Genomic DNA, 15,108 nt, shown 5'->3' with positions numbered 1-15,108 from the left:
TCCACGGTGTCACCTGGCGTGCACCGGACGCGCGTCAATCGGCCGACTTGCTGCCCATCAGTTCGTACGGGCCGCCTTTCTTCAATGCAGCCTGATAGGCCGGCCGCGCCTCGATCCGCTCCAGGAAGGCGCGCAGCTTCGGGTAGGGTTCCAGGCCGCCACCGCGCGCAGCGGCGGCCTGTACCGGGAAACTCATCTGGATGTCGGCCGCGGTGAAGCGCTCACCGGCAAACCACTGGTGAGCCTGCAGCGTCTGCTCCATCCAACCCAGATGCAGCTTGACCTGCGGGCCGACAAAACCCGACATCGCCTTGTCCACGATCGCGCGCGCAACGGGTTTGGCAAAAAACGGCATCGGCGCGCTGCGAATGCGGCCGAAGATCAAGGTCATCAGCAGTGGCGGCATCGCCGAGCCTTCGGCGTAGTGTATCCAGTAGCGGAACTGCTGGCGCTCGGGCGAGTCGATCGGTCGCGCCGGTGGCGAGAGCGCACACTCGGTGTCGTAGCGCTCGGTCAGATAGTCGAGGATCGCACCCGACTCGGCGATGGTCAGCCCGCCATCCACGATCACCGGCGATTTGCCGAGCGGATGGATCGCACGCAGCGCCGCCGGCGCCAGCATGGTCTTGGGATCGCGCTCGTGGCGCACGATCTGGTATGGCAACGCCAGCTCTTCGAGCAGCCACAGCACACGCTGCGAACGGGAGTTATTGAGATGGTGAACAGTGATCATGGCAGCGGCCGCACACGGAAAGCGCCATCCTAACCAGCCATGCGTCGTCGCTGCGCGCACAGCGAACACGCGCCTGCTCCGAAGACGTCGTCGGCAGCTACCCGGCCGCGACGGCAAGCCACCGCCCGCTCGTTGCGGCACGAAACAATGCATCGGCGAAGCACCACACGCAGGAGCAAAGGCATTGCCCTGCCGACGACAGTCACCATCGCAGTACCTGCAGCCCGGAACGATCGGGAAGCGGCACCTAGACGTCTTACGTACCGCTACAGATCGACAGGCAATAAAAAACGCCGGTCGCTTGCGCGACCGGCGTTCTTGGCAACCTTACGGTTGCAGACGGATTAGACCGCCTGCACCTGGTCAGCCTGCATGCCCTTCTGGCCCTGCACGGCGACGAAGGAGACCTTCTGGCCTTCCTGCAGCGACTTGAAGCCGGTGCCCTGGATGGCACGGAAGTGCACGAACAGGTCCGGGCCGCTTTCCGGGGTGATGAAGCCGAAGCCCTTGGCATCATTGAACCACTTCACGACACCGTTCTGACGATCTGACATTTTACTAACTCCTGAACTTTTGGATGGATAAATCGCAGCAACCGAGAAACCGGCGCTGAGACTGAGTTGCAGGCGTTGGTAAAGCGGAACGATGGAGCGGGATCGAATGAGATCTAGCTACACCAGGCCACGATTCACGGTGACCCTTGCAAACACAGTGGGTGCACAGTACTCGTGTTTTATGTAAAAAGCGACACCTTCGGACAAAAGTTTTGCTGTCGGGCGCGTTCCGACCGCCTGTCAGGCCATTCCCCCGCCCGTCACATGAATGAATACGATCTCCCGGCGTGCTCGGTCGTCCGCCGCCGCAGCGATTTCCGCCATTCATGATCGGCTCGGCACCTTGGTCGCACCGACCCAACCCGCCTCCCTGCACGACGTATTAGGTATGTGTGTGGCAGATGGTGGCAGGCACCGCCTCCCCGCCACATGCTGCGTTCCCGCCGCGACCGGTCGGCGTATCATGGCCGCCCTTTGCACCTGGTTTCCTGATGGCTCTCACCGCCACCGTCCGCAGGGCGGAACTGCAGATCAGCGACATGGATCGCGGCTATTACGCCAATCATTCGCTGACCCTGGCCCAGCACCCTTCCGAAACCGATGAACGGCTGATGGTGCGGCTGCTGGCGTTCGCCCTGTTCGCCGACGACCGGCTGGAATTCGGCCGCGGCCTCAGCAACGACGACGAGCCGGACCTGTGGCGGCGCGACTACACCGGCGACCCGGACCTGTGGATCGATCTCGGCCAGCCCGACGACAGCCGCGTGCGCAAGGCCTGCAACCGCTCGCGCGAGGTGGTGGTCATCGGCTACGGCGGCCAGGCCACCGAAACCTGGTGGAAGAAGCACGCCAATGCCATGGGCAGGCACCGCAACCTGCGCGTGATCGAGCTCGAATCGCAGGCCACCGAGGCGCTGGGCGCGTTGATCCAGCGCGGCATGCGCTTTGACGTGATCATCCAGGACGGCGAAGTGCAGATGCTGGCCGACCACGGCAGCGTCACCCTGACCCCGATGGTGCGGCAAGCCCCGGCCGAATGAACATGCGGTGCGACGTGCTGGTCATCGGCGCCGGTGCCGCCGGCCTGATGAGCGCCTTCACCGCCGGCCGCCGCGGCCGCCAGGTGCTGGTGATCGACCATGCCAACAAGGTCGGCAAGAAGATCCTGATGTCCGGCGGCGGGCGCTGCAACTTCACCAATACCGGCACCACGCCGGGCAACTTCCTCTCTGCCAACCGGCACTTCTGCAAATCGGCCCTGGCGCGCTACAGCCCCGGCGATTTCGTGGAGCTGGTCGAACGCCACGGCATTGCGTACCACGAGAAGGAGCTGGGCCAGTTGTTCTGCGACATTTCGTCCAAGCAGATCGTGCGCCTGCTGCTGGACGAGTGCGAGGCGGCCGGGGTGCAAGTCCGCACCCAGTGCCAGGTGCAATCGGTGCAGCGCGACAGCGACGGCTTCAGCGTGCAGACCAGCGCTGGCCGCGTGCAGGCGCAATCGCTGATCGTCGCCACCGGCGGGCTGTCGATTCCCAGCATGGGCGCCAGCGGCTTGGGCTATGCGCTGGCCCAGCAGTTCGGCCACACGCTGCTGCCGACACGCGCCGGGCTGGTGCCGCTCACCTTGAGCGGCAAGCACCAGGAACGCCTGCAGGACCTGTCCGGGCTGGCCTTGCCGGTGGAAGCGCACTGCAACGGCGTCAGTTTCCGCAATTCCATGCTGCTGACCCATCGCGGCGTCAGCGGTCCGGCGATCCTGCAGATCTCTTCCTATTGGCAACCGGGCGACGACCTGCGCCTGGACCTGCTGCCCGGCCACGATGCGGCGGCGTGGCTGCGCGAGCAGAAGCAGCAACGTGGCGCCACCGAACTGCGCAACGTACTGGGCGATGTGCTGCCGCGGCGCTTCGCGCAGCGGCTTTGCGAGGTGTGGCTGCCGGACAAGCCGGTGCGGCAGCTGGACCCGCCGCAGCTGCAGAGCGCGGCCGATCTCCTCGGCGCGTTCCCGCTGGTCGCCAGCGGAACCGAGGGCTACCGCACCGCTGAAGTCACCCTGGGCGGCGTCGATACCCACCAGGTCTCCAGTGCCACGATGGAGTCGCGGCTGACCGCTGGCCTGTACTTCGTCGGCGAGGTGCTGGACGTCACCGGCTGGCTGGGCGGATACAACTTTCAGTGGGCGTGGGCATCCGGACATGCCGCCGGAAGCGTGGCATAGCGCCACGGCGCGGCGTTGCGCATCGGCGACCGAGCACGACATCGGCGCGCTCGGGATGTAAGACAGACACTGTCATCGTCCGCGCACCAACCGCCGATCGCCCTGCTCGGCGAGGTCATTGCCGGCTCAATTCTTGCACTACGTCTCACACTGGATGCGGCATGATCCACACACATGGACGTGCCTGACCCCTTCGTGTATTAAAGCCCGTCTCTAGGGAGCCGCGCATGCAAAAAGGCAAAGATCTCACCCTCCGCCTGATGATCGTCGACGACAGCGTGGAGAGTGCCGAGACGATCGTCACCGCGCTGCGCAACGGCGGCATCGCGGTGCGTCCTTCGCGTCCGCAGAACCAGGAGGAGCTGGCCAGCATGCTCTCGGGCCAGATCGATCTGGCCATCCAGGGCCAGGCCCAGCAGGTGCCGATGAGCGCCCTGCAGGCGCAGATCGCGGGCAGCGGCAAGGACATTCCGGTCATCCTGCTGGCCGAGCGGATCGAAGAGAACGCCATTGTCGAGACGGCTTCCCATGGCGTGCGTGCCATCGCCTTGCGTCATCGTCCCGAGCATCTGCTGGCGCTGGTGCGCTCGGAGTGGGCCGACCTGCAGGCACGCCGTGGCCTGCGCCGCATCGAAGCACAGATGCGCGAGACCGAGCGCCGCTGCGATGCCTTGATCGCTTCCTCGCGCGACCCCATCGCCTACGTGCACGAAGGCATGCATATCCGCGCCAACGAGGCGTATCTGGAAATGTTCGGCTTCGAGTCGTTCGACGATGTCGAAGGCATCTCGCTGCTGGACATGATTGCCGCCCAATACGTCGACGATTTCAAGCAACTGCTGAAGGCCATGTCCAAGGGCGAGCCGCCGCCGGCGCAGTACAAGGTCGACGCGCGCCGGCTGGAGGGCGACACCTTTCCGGCAACGATGGAGTTCGCCACCGCCACGTATGAAGGCGAACCCTGCATCCAGGTGGTGTTCCGCCGCCGCGAGGAGTTCGACCCGGAACTGGCACGCGAGGTCGAGGACCTGCGCCAGCGCGACCAGGTCACCGGACTGCTCAACCGTCCCACCTTCATGGTGGCGCTGGAACAGGCGGTGGCACAGGCCGGTCGCAGCGAGGGCCAGTCCGGTTTCCTGCTGATCGAGCCCGATCACTACACGCGCATCCTCCCCGAGATTGGACTGGATTCGGCCGATGCCCTGATCGCCGCGATGGCCGCACACGTGGCCGGCGTGGTGGACGAGAGCGTGGTGGCCGCACGCTTCGGCGAGCACAGCTTCGCGCTGCTGATGGACGGCAACTATGCGCGCACCCATGCCACCGCAGAAACCGTGCGCGATGCGTTTGCGCAGCATGTCTTCAGCGTCGGCGCGCGCTCGGCCACGGTGACGGTGAGCATCGGCGGAGTGCAGATCGGCGAAAAGATCGCCAGCATCGGCCAAGTACTCAATCGCGGCACCGAGGCGGTGCGCACCACCGCCGAGCTGGGCGGCAACGCGGTCAGCATCTACGACCCGGCCGCCTCGGACCGCGCCGAGGAAGAACGCATCGCACGCTGGGTCGAACACCTGCGCGAAGCGCTGGCCGGCGACGGCTTCCTGCTGCACTACCAGCCGGTGCTCAACCTGCAGGGCGAGCCGCTGGAGCTGTACCAGGCCTTCCTGCGGCTGGAGCGCAACGGCGAGATGATGTCGCCCAACGCCTTCATGGCGATCGCCGAAGAACACGACCTGATCACCGAGATCGACCGTTGGGTGGTGGCGCGCGCGATCCGCCAGCTCGGCGAGCGGCAGCGTGCGGGCCACAAGACGCACCTGCTGGTGCGCATCGGACCCAACTCGTTCTCCGATCCGCAGATGATCGACACCATCCGCGAGCAGTTGGCGGTATACGGCGTGCCGGGCGAACGGCTGTGGTTGCAGACCCCGGAATCAAAGGTGTTCACCCATCTGCGCAATGCGCAGCAATTCCTGGCGGCGGTATCGGCAATGGGCTGCAAGGTCGGGCTGGAACAATTCGGTTCGGGCCTGGACTCGTTCCAGCTGCTGGCGCACTTCCAGCCGGCCTTCCTCAAGCTGGATCGCGGCATCACCGGCGAGGTCGCCTCGGCGCGCGAAAGCCAGGAGAAGATCCGCGAGATCACCTCGCGCGCGCAGCCGGCCGGCATTCTGACCGTGGCCGAGTTCGTCGCCGATGCGCAGTCGATGAGCAGCTTCTTCAGTGCAGGGGTGGACTATGTGCAGGGCGACTTCGTGGCACCCACCGGGCCGCTGATGAACTACGAATTCGGCTGAGGCGACCGAAAGCCGGTCACACAGGAAAACAAAAAACCCGCAAGGCGCGGGTTTTTTGTTTCCTTCAAGCCGATACGCTGTCGATGGGCTTGCGACTAGACGATGCAGCGAGCGACGGTCGCATCGAGCGTGGGTGGCGCGCTCATGTGGCCGTTGCACCGATGATCGATACTGACTCCGGCGGCGCCTTCCGCATCACACCGAGCCGCGATGTCGAGAGCCGTTTACAGTGCCGTGCCATTGGCCGCACGCAGCGCCGCAATGCGCTCGGTCAACGGCGGGTGGCTCAGGAACAGGCGACGCAACCCGTCGCCGACCGCGCCGGAGATACCGAAGGCCTGCACCTGCGAGGGCAAGGTGCTCTGCCCGTGATTGAGCGACAGGCGTTCCAGGGCCGCGATCATCTTGCTGCGGCCGGCCAGCTGTGCGCCACCGGCATCGGCACGGAACTCGCGGCGACGCGAGAACCACATGGCGATCATGGTGGCGAACACACCCAACACCATCTCCAGCGCGAACACGATGATGTAGTACGCAAACCCTCGGCCACCTTCGCGGTCGCCCGACACGACGCTGTCGATGATGCCGCCGACCACGCGCGCCAGTACGATCACGAAGGTGTTCAGCACGCCCTGCAGCAGGGCCATGGTCACCATGTCGCCGTTGGCCACGTGCGCGATCTCGTGGCCGAGCACGGCCTCGGCTTCGTCCTGGCTCATGTTCTGCAACAGGCCGGTCGAGACGGCGACCAGCGCGTTGTTGCGATTGGCGCCGGTGGCGAAGGCATTGATCTCCGGCGCGTTGTAGATCGCCACTTCCGGCATGCCGATACCGGCTGCCTGGGCCTGGCGCTGCACCGTCTCCACCAGCCAGCGCTCGGTCGGCGTGCGCGGCTCGGTGATCACCTGGGCGCCAGTGCTGCGCTTGGCCATGAACTTGGACAGCAACAGCGAGATGAAGGAGCCACCGAAGCCGAGAATGGCTCCCATCACCAGCAAGCCGCTCATCTGCGCAGGATTGACGCCCAGGACCGACATCACGACGCTGGCGAGCATCAACACCGCCAGGTTGGTCAGCAGGAACAGGAAGATGCGGTTGAACATGACGCGCGGGCTCCACTCGAAGGGGGTGAACTGCTGCGGATCTGCGGACAGCCCCGCTTGAAATCAAGCGCGCATCTGACCGACGATTCAGCTGTCCATGCCCTCACCTTCCTACCGCGGCCGCTTCGCGCCCTCCCCGACCGGCCCGCTGCACTTCGGCTCGCTGCTGGCCGCCTTCGGCAGCTGGCTGCTCGCCCGCCATGCCGGCGGGCAGTGGTGCGTGCGCATCGAAGACATCGATCCACCACGCGCCGAAGCCGGTGCCTCCGAGCGCCAACTGCGCACCCTGGCTGCCTTTGGCCTGGTGTCTGACCTGCCGGTGATCCGGCAATCCGATCGCGACATGCATTACACCACCGCACTCACCACCCTGATGGATGCCGGGCTGGCGTTCGAATGCAGCTGCAGCCGCGCCGATCTCGCCGGCATGGGCGGCATCCACCACGCCTGTGTCGCCCCACTGGGCGCACGCCGCGCGGTGCGGTTGCGGGTGCCGCCGCAGTCGCCGGTGGGCTTCGACGACGCGCTGCAGGGGCGCATCGTGCAGGACGTGTACGCGGAGGTGGGCGATGTGGTGCTGCGGCGTGCCGATGGCTACTGGGCCTACCAGCTCGCGGTGGTCGTGGACGATGCGGCGCAGGCCGTGACCGACGTGGTGCGCGGCGCCGACCTGCTCGATTCCACCCCGCGCCAGCTGGTGCTGCAGCGCGCCCTGGGCCTGCCGCAGCCACGCTATCTGCACCTGCCGCTGATCCTGGATGCCGAGGGCCGCAAGCTGTCCAAGTCGCACGCCGCCCCCGCGCTGGACGATGCGGACCCGCTGCCCGCACTACGCAGCGCCTGGCAGGCACTTGGGCAGCAGCCTGCTGCACTGCCGCGGTATGGCGGCGTGGACACGCTGCTGCAGCAGGCCGTGCAGCATTTTTCGCCGGATCTGCTGCCGGCCACGCCCACCCTCGAGATGTCCATGCACGCATCGCCCCCGCCGCGTGACTAGAATTGCGCCCCAGCACCGGCATCCGGGCGCGGCGCCTGCGCCACCGCCCTGACCGCCTCCAGCCTCACCTGCTCATTGGAGTCGTCATGACATCTCGCGTCGCATTGGTCACCGGCGGCACCGGCGGTATCGGCACCGCCATCTGCAAGCGCCTGGCCGACCAGGGCCATCGGGTCGCCAGCAATTTCCGCAACGAGGAAAAGGCGCGCGACTGGCAACAGCGCATGCAGGCGCAGGGCTACGACATCGCCCTGTTCCGTGGCGATGTGGCCTCGTCCGAGCATGCGCGCGCATTGGTCGAGGAGGTCGAAGCGGCACTCGGCCCGATCGAGGTGCTGGTCAACAATGCCGGGATCACCCGCGACACCACCTTCCACCGCATGACCGCCGAACAGTGGCATGACGTGATCAATACCAACCTCAACTCGGTGTTCAACGTCACCCGCCCGGTGATCGAGGGCATGCGCAGGCGCGGTTGGGGCCGGGTGATCCAGATCAGTTCCATCAACGGGCTCAAGGGCCAGTACGGCCAGGCCAATTACGCCGCCGCCAAGGCCGGCATGCACGGCTTCACCATCTCGCTGGCGCGCGAGAACGCTGCCTTCGGAGTGACCGTCAACACGGTCTCGCCCGGTTACGTGGCCACCGACATGGTGATGGCGGTGCCGGAGGAAGTGCGCGCCAAGATCGTGGCCGACATTCCCACCGGCCGGCTGGGCCGGCCGGAAGAGATCGCCTATGCGGTGGCGTTCCTGGTGGCGGAAGAGGCTGCCTGGATCACTGGCTCCAATCTGGACATCAACGGCGGCCACCACATGGGCTGGTAACGTTTGCTGCAACTTTGCGGTGCAGCATGGATTTGACCCAAAAACCATGCTGCGCACCATTTTTAATGTGTCCGCTTAAGCAAATAAGGCAGTTTGGCTGTTGCAACCGCTGCTGCGCTGCGCCATCCTGCGCGCACTATCAGTGTGAGTGAACGTTCCATGGCCGGACTTCGCATCATCAAGAAGTATCCCAATCGCCGTCTCTACGACACCGAGATTTCCAGTTACATCACCATTGAAGACGTCCGCCAGCTGATCATCGATGGCGAAGAGTTCGAGGTCCGCGACGCCAAGAGCGGCGAAGACCTCAGCCGCGCGGTCCTGCTGCAGATCATCGCCGACCAGGAACAGGACGGCGAGCCCATGCTCTCCACCCAGCTGCTGAGCCAGATCATCCGCTTCTACGGGGATTCGCTGCAGGGCTTCATGGGCAACTACCTGGAGCGCAGCATGCAGGTGTTCCTGGACCAGCAGCAGCAGTTCCGCCAACAGATGGGCAACCTGCTCGGGCAGACCCCGTGGGCGATGATGAACCAGCTGACCGAGCGCAACCTGGAGCTGTGGCAGGAATTCCAGCGCAACTTCGGCGCCGGCTTCGGTCGTCCGGGCGGCCCCGGCACCCCGCCGAGCCCGCCTGGGGCTGGCAGCATGGGCAGTGGCCCGATGGGCACCGGCACGCACAGTGCCTCGGGCAACCACACCGGCAAGGCCCGCAATCGCGGATGATCGACCGTGGCGCGTGGAGCCGGGCGGCTCTACGCGCAAGCGTCAGCGGCCGGCCTGCGCAGCGCAGGCCGAGCAGATTCGTTCCACGTGGTAGCCGCGCGCACGCAAGCGCTCCACCACGCCATCGTTGCCCAGCAGATGCAACGCACCGACCACCACCAGGGTGGTTCCGCTGCCCTTGCCCAACTGCTTTTCCAACCGTGGCACCCAACGCGCATTGCGCTCGACGTTGATGTCCTGGTACAGCGCCGGATACTGCCGGCGCATGTCTTCGGCCATCTGCGTGGTCAGCGTGTGCACGTCGCCGCTGCGCCAGGCCGCGTGCAGCTGGCGCAGCTGGTCGGTGGTATCGGCTTCATCCAATGCTTCTTCCAGCAACTGATGCTGCTCGGTGGGGGTCATGCCGTCGAGCAGGGTGAGCTGTTCCTCGGCGCGTTCCAGCCCGTCGGCCGGCTTGCCGCGGGACTGCGCCTGCTGCATCAGGTAATGGTCCAGGCCCGCGTTCGGGTCCATGCCCTGGCGTGCCATCTCGGCCAGGCTGATCGACAACGCCACGAACCACGGCTTGAGCGACTGCAACGCCTCGAGCGACATGCCGTGCTTGCGCGTATAGGCACCGAGTGCCTGCCAGGTCCTGGCATCCAGCGCCTCCTGCAGGGTGCGCCCGTCGGTGCGCCGTGCCACCTGCAGCATGCGCCCGGCCAGCTCCGGCGATTGCGCATCGGCCGGCGGCAGTTCGAACAGCAGGCGGTCGGCCTTGGCGAAGGCCTGCATCACGTCCGGCGACAGCGGGTAGTCGCTGGGCTTGAGCACATGGAACGAGCCCAGCACGTAGAGCGTGCCACCCTTGCCGTCGACCTTCCACAGCAATGGCACCGGCGGGCCGGCAGGCGCATCGGCAGCAGCGCGCGCCCGGCTCGAGGCAATCACCCCGCTCCATAGCGCCAGCACCAGCAGCGCCCCGCCCCACCAGCCGGCGAAACGCACCCGTCCACGCCTCGTCATCGACACTCCTGTCACCGCGCTCTCCTCGCCATGTCAGTGCGGCACCTTGTAGGTCTTCTCGCCCGCCGTGACCGCCAGGTCGATGCGGTTCTCCGGTGGCGGCAATGGGCAGGTGGCAAAGGGCGTGAACGCGCACGGCGGGTTGTAGGCACGATTGAAATCCACCACCACGTGCCCGGAGGCATCGGGCACCTCCAGGTCCAGGAAGCGGCCGGCCGGATAGCTGCCGTGCCCGCTGGTGCGATCGGCGAACACCACGAAACCCGGGCGACCCGGCTCGCCGATCGTTTCCAGGCGATAGGTCTTGCCATCGCGTTCGAATTCGATCGCGCCGGCATTGGCCTGCGCGGTGGTGATGCCGACGATGTCCACGATCGGCAAGGTCTTGCCGACATCGTTGGGCACGTAACGCGCACTGATGCGCCAGGACGGATCCACCGGCCAGTCATCCAATCCGGTGAATGCGGTGCGCGACGGTGCATCGGCGTGCTTGACCCGCAGCGCGTAACGGTCGCCGCGATGGATCAGGCTGAGCACGCCCTTGCCGTCGTCGAAACGGATCAGGGTGGGCTGCGGATCGCGATCGGACTGGAAGCGGATCCTGCCGGTCAGCGGCTTGCCATCGACGGTGAGCGCGGCGCCGCGCTCGGGCACGAACCACACGGTCGTGCCTTCGGTGGACACCATGCCCATCTTGGGCGGCCCGACCGCGAGCCTGATGCCGCTGTCGGCACTGCGGCCGATGTAATGCGCCTTCAGCGTGAGCCAGTGCAGGCCGACCAGGCTGGTCCAGCCATCGGGCGCGCGCAGTTCTTCCAGGCGGCTTTCGCGCCAGGCGGCGGTATCTGCCAGGAAAGCCTTGTCCAGCACCACCGGCGCAGCCGCCGGCGGCGCATCGCGGCCGCAACCGAGCAGCGCCAATGTCGTTGCCGCCAGCAGCACCAGCAACCTGCCCTTCTCCCCCTGCACCGCCATTACCGCCCCCTGAGAAACCAACGATCGATTTCGCCCAGCGTAAACCGAGCCCAGGTGGGTCGGCCATGGTTGCATTGACCGGAGCGTTCGGTGGCTTCCATGTCGCGCAGCAAGGCGTTCATTTCCGGCACGGTGAGGCGACGATTGGCGCGCACCGCGCCGTGGCAGGCCATGGTCGACAGCAGCTCGTCGCGGGCACTGGCGATGCGGCGGCTCTGGCCATGCTCGCGCAGATCGCCCAGCACGTCGCGCAGCAAGGCTTCCGGCTCAGCATTGGCCAGCAGCGCGGGAATGCTGCGCACATGCAGCGATTGCGGGCCCGCACGGGTGATGTCGAAGCCCAGGCTGGACAGGGTGTCGGCTTCGCGCTCGGCGGTATCGGCCTCGCGCTCGCCCACTGCCAGCGTCATCGGCACCAGCAGCGGCTGCGCATGCAGGCCGATGCTGTCGTGGGCATTCTTCAGGCGTTCGTAGCCGATGCGTTCGTGCGCGGCGTGCATGTCCACCACGATCAGGCCTTCGGCGTTCTCGGCCAGGATGTAGATGCCGTGCAACTGCGCCACGGCATAGCCGAGTGGCGGCACGCCACTGTCTGCGGTAGTCGGAGGCAGGCCAGTGCCGGAGACCACCGGCAGATCGCTCGACGGTTGCGCGGCGCTGTCGGGCGGTGCATACAGCGCGCTGTAGGCCGCGCGGGCCTCGTCCACGCGCAGGCCGAGCGGCGTCTGCGACGGACGCCAGTTGGCATAGCCCGCCGAGCCACCGCCCGCGGCAGGACCATGACTGGCGGCGCCGCCACCGAAGTTACCGGGCGCACCCGGCGCAACCAGGGCGTCACCGGCCGCATCGCTGCCGATGCTGCCGGGCATGGCACCGGCGCGCGTGTGCGCCAGCGCATCCTGCAAGGTGCGGTAGACGAAATCGTGGATCAGCCGCGCCTCGCGGAACCGCACTTCGTGCTTGGCCGGATGCACATTGACGTCCACCCGCGCCGGATCCAGTTCCAGGAACAAGACGTAGGCCGGTTGGCGACCATGGAACAGCACATCGCCGTAGGCCATCTTGACCGCATGCGCGACGCTGCGGTCGCGTACCGAGCGGCCGTTGACGTAGAGATATTGCTGGTCGGTGCTGGCGCGCGAGTAATGCGGTTGCGCCACCCAGCCGTGCAGGCGCAGGCCGGCGCCGCTGTGATCCACCCGCAGGGCCTGACGTGCGAAGTCCTCGCCCAGCGTTTCGCCCAGCCGCGCATCCGAATACAGATCGCCCGGCTTGTACCGGCGCGATGGCTTGCCGTTGTGCGAGACACGCAATTCCACGTCCGGCCGCGCCAGCGCCAACGAACGCAGCCACTCTTCGATATGCCCCAGCTCGGTGCGCTCGGCGCGCAGGAACTTGCGCCGCGCCGGTACGTTGAAGAACAGCTCGCGCACTTCCACCGTGGTGCCGGGCGCGTGCGCATGCGGGGTCACCTCGCCCAGGCGCCCGCCTTCGATCTGCAGCGCCGAGCCGTGCTCGGCATCGCGGCGGCGCGAGATCAGGGAAAAGCGGCTGACCGAGGCGATCGACGGCAGCGCTTCGCCGCGAAACCCCAGCGTAGCCACGGTTTCCAGATCGTCCAGCGAGGCGATCTTGCTGGTGGCATGGCGCGACACCGCCAGCGGCAACTCTTCCGGCGTGATGCCGCCGCCATTGTCGCGGATACGGATCAGGCGCACGCCGCCTTCCTCCAGATCGATGTCCACGCGGGTGGCGCCGGCATCGAGCGCGTTCTCGACCAGTTCCTTGACCACCGAGGCAGGCCGCTCGACGACCTCGCCGGCAGCGATCTGGTTGATCAGGATCTCGGGCAGCTGACGGATCGCCATCAGCGCGCACTCCGGCGCAGGACGCGCGGCATGCGGAACATCGGGGGTGACACGGACAAGACAGACCTCGGCACGGCAACCCGGCGGCGCACAGGCGCCGGCATCTCGGGAATCAAGGCCGAATGATAGCCGAGCGTGTCAGCGGCTGCCGCCGGCCACGGTGCCCGCGGCGGCCTCGGCCTCGGCCTGCGCGCGTGCCGCAAACAAGGTACCCGGCGGCGGTTGGCGGGTGAAGAAGGTATCGATGCCATCCAGCACGGCGGCGGCGATCTTGCGCTGGTAGGCCGGATCGATCAGGCGACGCTCTTCGTCCGGATTGGAGATGAAGGCCGTTTCCACCAGCATCGCCGGCATGTCCGAAGTGCGCAGCACCGCGAAGTTGGCGCGCTCCAGCTGCGGCTTGTGGTTGTTGCCGATGCGCTTGAGGCCACCCAGCACATGCCCAGCTGCGTCTTCGGACGCCTTCATGTGGCCGCTTTGCGCAAGATCCAGCAACACGTTGGCCAGGGTGCTTTCGGTCTGCTGCAGGCGCACGCCGCCGACCAGATCGGCGGCATTTTCCTTGTCGGCCAGCCAGCGCGCGCGCTGCGAGGACGCGCCCTTGGTCGAGAGCACATACACCGACGAGCCGGTGGCGCTGCGGTTTTCCGCCGCGTCGGCATGGATCGAGATGAAGATGTCGGCCTTTGCAGCGCGCGCTTTTTGCGCGCGCATCGGCAAGGGAATGAACACGTCGGTATCGCGCGTCAGATAGGCCTTCATGCCGGGCGTGGCGTTGATCTGACGCGCCAGCTCACGGCCCACGGCCAGGGTGACGTCCTTTTCGCGCTTGCCGGTGGGGCCCATCGCGCCCGGATCCTGGCCGCCATGGCCGGGATCGATGGCGACGATCAACGGCCGCATGCCCGGCGCCATCTTGACCCGCGACGCTTCGCTGGGCAGCACCGGACGCGGCGGCGCGTCGCCGTCCGCACCGGCAACGGCCGCGCCTGGCGTGGACATGCCCGCCGCCGCGACGCCGGTCGGTGCGCTTGCGCCATTGAGAATGGCGGCGGCAGTCGCGCCGCCCGTCTGACCGGCGCTGCCCGCGGCGCGCACGGGGGCGCCGGTAGCGGCAGCGGCGGTGCCTGGACGCGGCGTCGGCACGCCGGTGGCAACCGTGGTGGGCACCGCAGCCGGTGTGACGGTCGGCATGGCAGATGCAGGAACAGCAACAGCAACCGGAGTAGCAGCAGGCTGCGGAACAGGTGTCGGTGCTGGCGGCGGCGCAGCGGAGACCGCGCGTTGTGCCGAGGCAGCCAGTGCTGCGGTGGCACGCGCGGCTTCGGCCTGTGCAGTGAGCGGGCGCGGCGGCGGCGGCGCGCTCGCAGCCACCGCAGGTGCGGTTGCCGGCATCGGATCGCCCGGCCACTCGACCACCAGCGTTGACGCGCTGCCCAGGGTCTGCATTTGCGGCTTCAACGCGGTGACCGGGCTTGCGAGTTCGAACACCACCCGAAACGTGCCCGGCACGGGCTGACCCGTGCGCACCGAGGTCACCAGGCCGGCAGCGGCCGGCAGCTTGAGGCCACGTGCCGCCGCCGAATCCGGGAAATCCACCACCAGGCGGTGCGGATTGGCCAGCGACAAGGTCTTGAAGCCACCGCTACCGGCGAGTTGGATCTCGGCCCGTGTGCCAGTGGCGCCGGTGGTCACGCCGATGTTCTTGATTTCGCCGGCCCAGGCAGCAAAAACCGCCAGGCTGAGGCTGGCGGTCAGGGCGGAAACACAGAATTGGCGGATCCCCGGTGTCATGGCGCTGGATT

Annotated in this window: 13 protein-coding genes; 6 read left to right on the top strand and 7 right to left on the bottom strand. The window is 66.9% G+C overall.

The features are described from left to right. Positions 1-34: 34 nt before the first annotated feature. Positions 35-733 (bottom strand): glutathione S-transferase family protein, encoded by a 699-nt coding sequence (locus tag ACCQ05_RS09545; protein WP_372394012.1) that lies wholly within the window; start codon positions 731-733, stop codon positions 35-37. Between the two features lie 344 nt (positions 734-1,077). Then, entirely contained in the window at positions 1,078-1,287 is a 210-nt protein-coding gene (locus ACCQ05_RS09540) for a cold-shock protein (protein ID WP_011037431.1), read from the bottom strand. A gap of 491 nt (positions 1,288-1,778) precedes the next feature. On the opposite strand from ACCQ05_RS09540, the gene ACCQ05_RS09535 reads away from it, so the two are divergent. The 3 genes from ACCQ05_RS09535 to ACCQ05_RS09525 all read left to right on the top strand — a co-directional run bounded on the left by ACCQ05_RS09535 (position 1,779) and on the right by ACCQ05_RS09525 (position 5,802). After that, positions 1,779-2,327, top strand: a complete 549-nt coding sequence (locus ACCQ05_RS09535; RefSeq protein ID WP_372393613.1) for a YaeQ family protein — start codon at positions 1,779-1,781, stop codon at positions 2,325-2,327. After that, complete coding sequence (locus ACCQ05_RS09530; protein ID WP_372393612.1) at positions 2,324-3,505, top strand: BaiN/RdsA family NAD(P)/FAD-dependent oxidoreductase; 1,182 nt, start codon at positions 2,324-2,326, stop codon at positions 3,503-3,505. Before ACCQ05_RS09535 ends, ACCQ05_RS09530 begins: the two co-directional genes overlap by 4 nt. A 227-nt stretch (positions 3,506-3,732) precedes the next feature. After that, positions 3,733-5,802 (top strand): EAL domain-containing protein, encoded by a 2,070-nt coding sequence (locus ACCQ05_RS09525; RefSeq protein WP_372393611.1) that lies wholly within the window; start codon positions 3,733-3,735, stop codon positions 5,800-5,802. 224 nt (positions 5,803-6,026) lie between these two features. Here ACCQ05_RS09525 and htpX read toward each other — a convergent pair whose 3' ends face one another. Beyond that, on the bottom strand, positions 6,027-6,905 hold the full coding sequence (htpX, locus tag ACCQ05_RS09520) for a protease HtpX (protein WP_372393610.1): 879 nt from the start codon (positions 6,903-6,905) through the stop codon (positions 6,027-6,029). A 97-nt stretch (positions 6,906-7,002) separates the two neighbouring features. Here htpX and gluQRS point away from each other — a divergent pair, with 97 nt between their 5' ends. The 3 genes from gluQRS to phaR all read left to right on the top strand — a co-directional run bounded on the left by gluQRS (position 7,003) and on the right by phaR (position 9,455). Further along, complete coding sequence (gene gluQRS / locus ACCQ05_RS09515) at positions 7,003-7,902, top strand: tRNA glutamyl-Q(34) synthetase GluQRS (protein ID WP_372393609.1); 900 nt, start codon at positions 7,003-7,005, stop codon at positions 7,900-7,902. A gap of 86 nt (positions 7,903-7,988) precedes the next feature. Further along, the gene (locus ACCQ05_RS09510) at positions 7,989-8,729 is read left to right on the top strand and encodes a beta-ketoacyl-ACP reductase (RefSeq protein ID WP_104540291.1); all 741 of its coding nucleotides are present in this window, start codon (positions 7,989-7,991) and stop codon (positions 8,727-8,729) included. Positions 8,730-8,888: 159 nt separating this feature from the next. Further along, positions 8,889-9,455, top strand: a complete 567-nt coding sequence (gene phaR / locus ACCQ05_RS09505) for a polyhydroxyalkanoate synthesis repressor PhaR (RefSeq protein WP_104540292.1) — start codon at positions 8,889-8,891, stop codon at positions 9,453-9,455. Between the two features lie 42 nt (positions 9,456-9,497). Here phaR and ACCQ05_RS09500 read toward each other — a convergent pair whose 3' ends face one another. The 4 genes from ACCQ05_RS09500 to ACCQ05_RS09485 form a co-directional block, all read right to left on the bottom strand. Beyond that, complete coding sequence (locus tag ACCQ05_RS09500) at positions 9,498-10,460, bottom strand: TraB/GumN family protein (protein WP_372393608.1); 963 nt, start codon at positions 10,458-10,460, stop codon at positions 9,498-9,500. A gap of 33 nt (positions 10,461-10,493) precedes the next feature. Continuing rightward, positions 10,494-11,435: a DUF1684 domain-containing protein gene (locus ACCQ05_RS09495; protein ID WP_372393607.1), complete on the bottom strand. Its 942-nt coding sequence runs from the start codon at positions 11,433-11,435 to the stop codon at positions 10,494-10,496. Further along, positions 11,435-13,303, bottom strand: coding sequence for a DNA mismatch repair endonuclease MutL (gene mutL / locus ACCQ05_RS09490; protein WP_372393606.1), 1,869 nt, complete (start codon positions 13,301-13,303; stop codon positions 11,435-11,437). Before mutL ends, ACCQ05_RS09495 begins: the two co-directional genes overlap by 1 nt. 138 nt (positions 13,304-13,441) lie before the next feature. Then, positions 13,442-15,097 (bottom strand): N-acetylmuramoyl-L-alanine amidase, encoded by a 1,656-nt coding sequence (locus ACCQ05_RS09485; protein WP_372393605.1) that lies wholly within the window; start codon positions 15,095-15,097, stop codon positions 13,442-13,444. Positions 15,098-15,108: the final 11 nt, after the last annotated feature.

It is taken from the genome of Xanthomonas sp. NCPPB 3582 (assembly GCF_041475735.2).
Lineage (GTDB): Bacteria > Pseudomonadota > Gammaproteobacteria > Xanthomonadales > Xanthomonadaceae > Xanthomonas > Xanthomonas codiaei.
The sequence above is the reverse complement of the archived record's forward strand: the minus strand, read 5'-3'. Positions and strand labels throughout refer to the sequence as shown.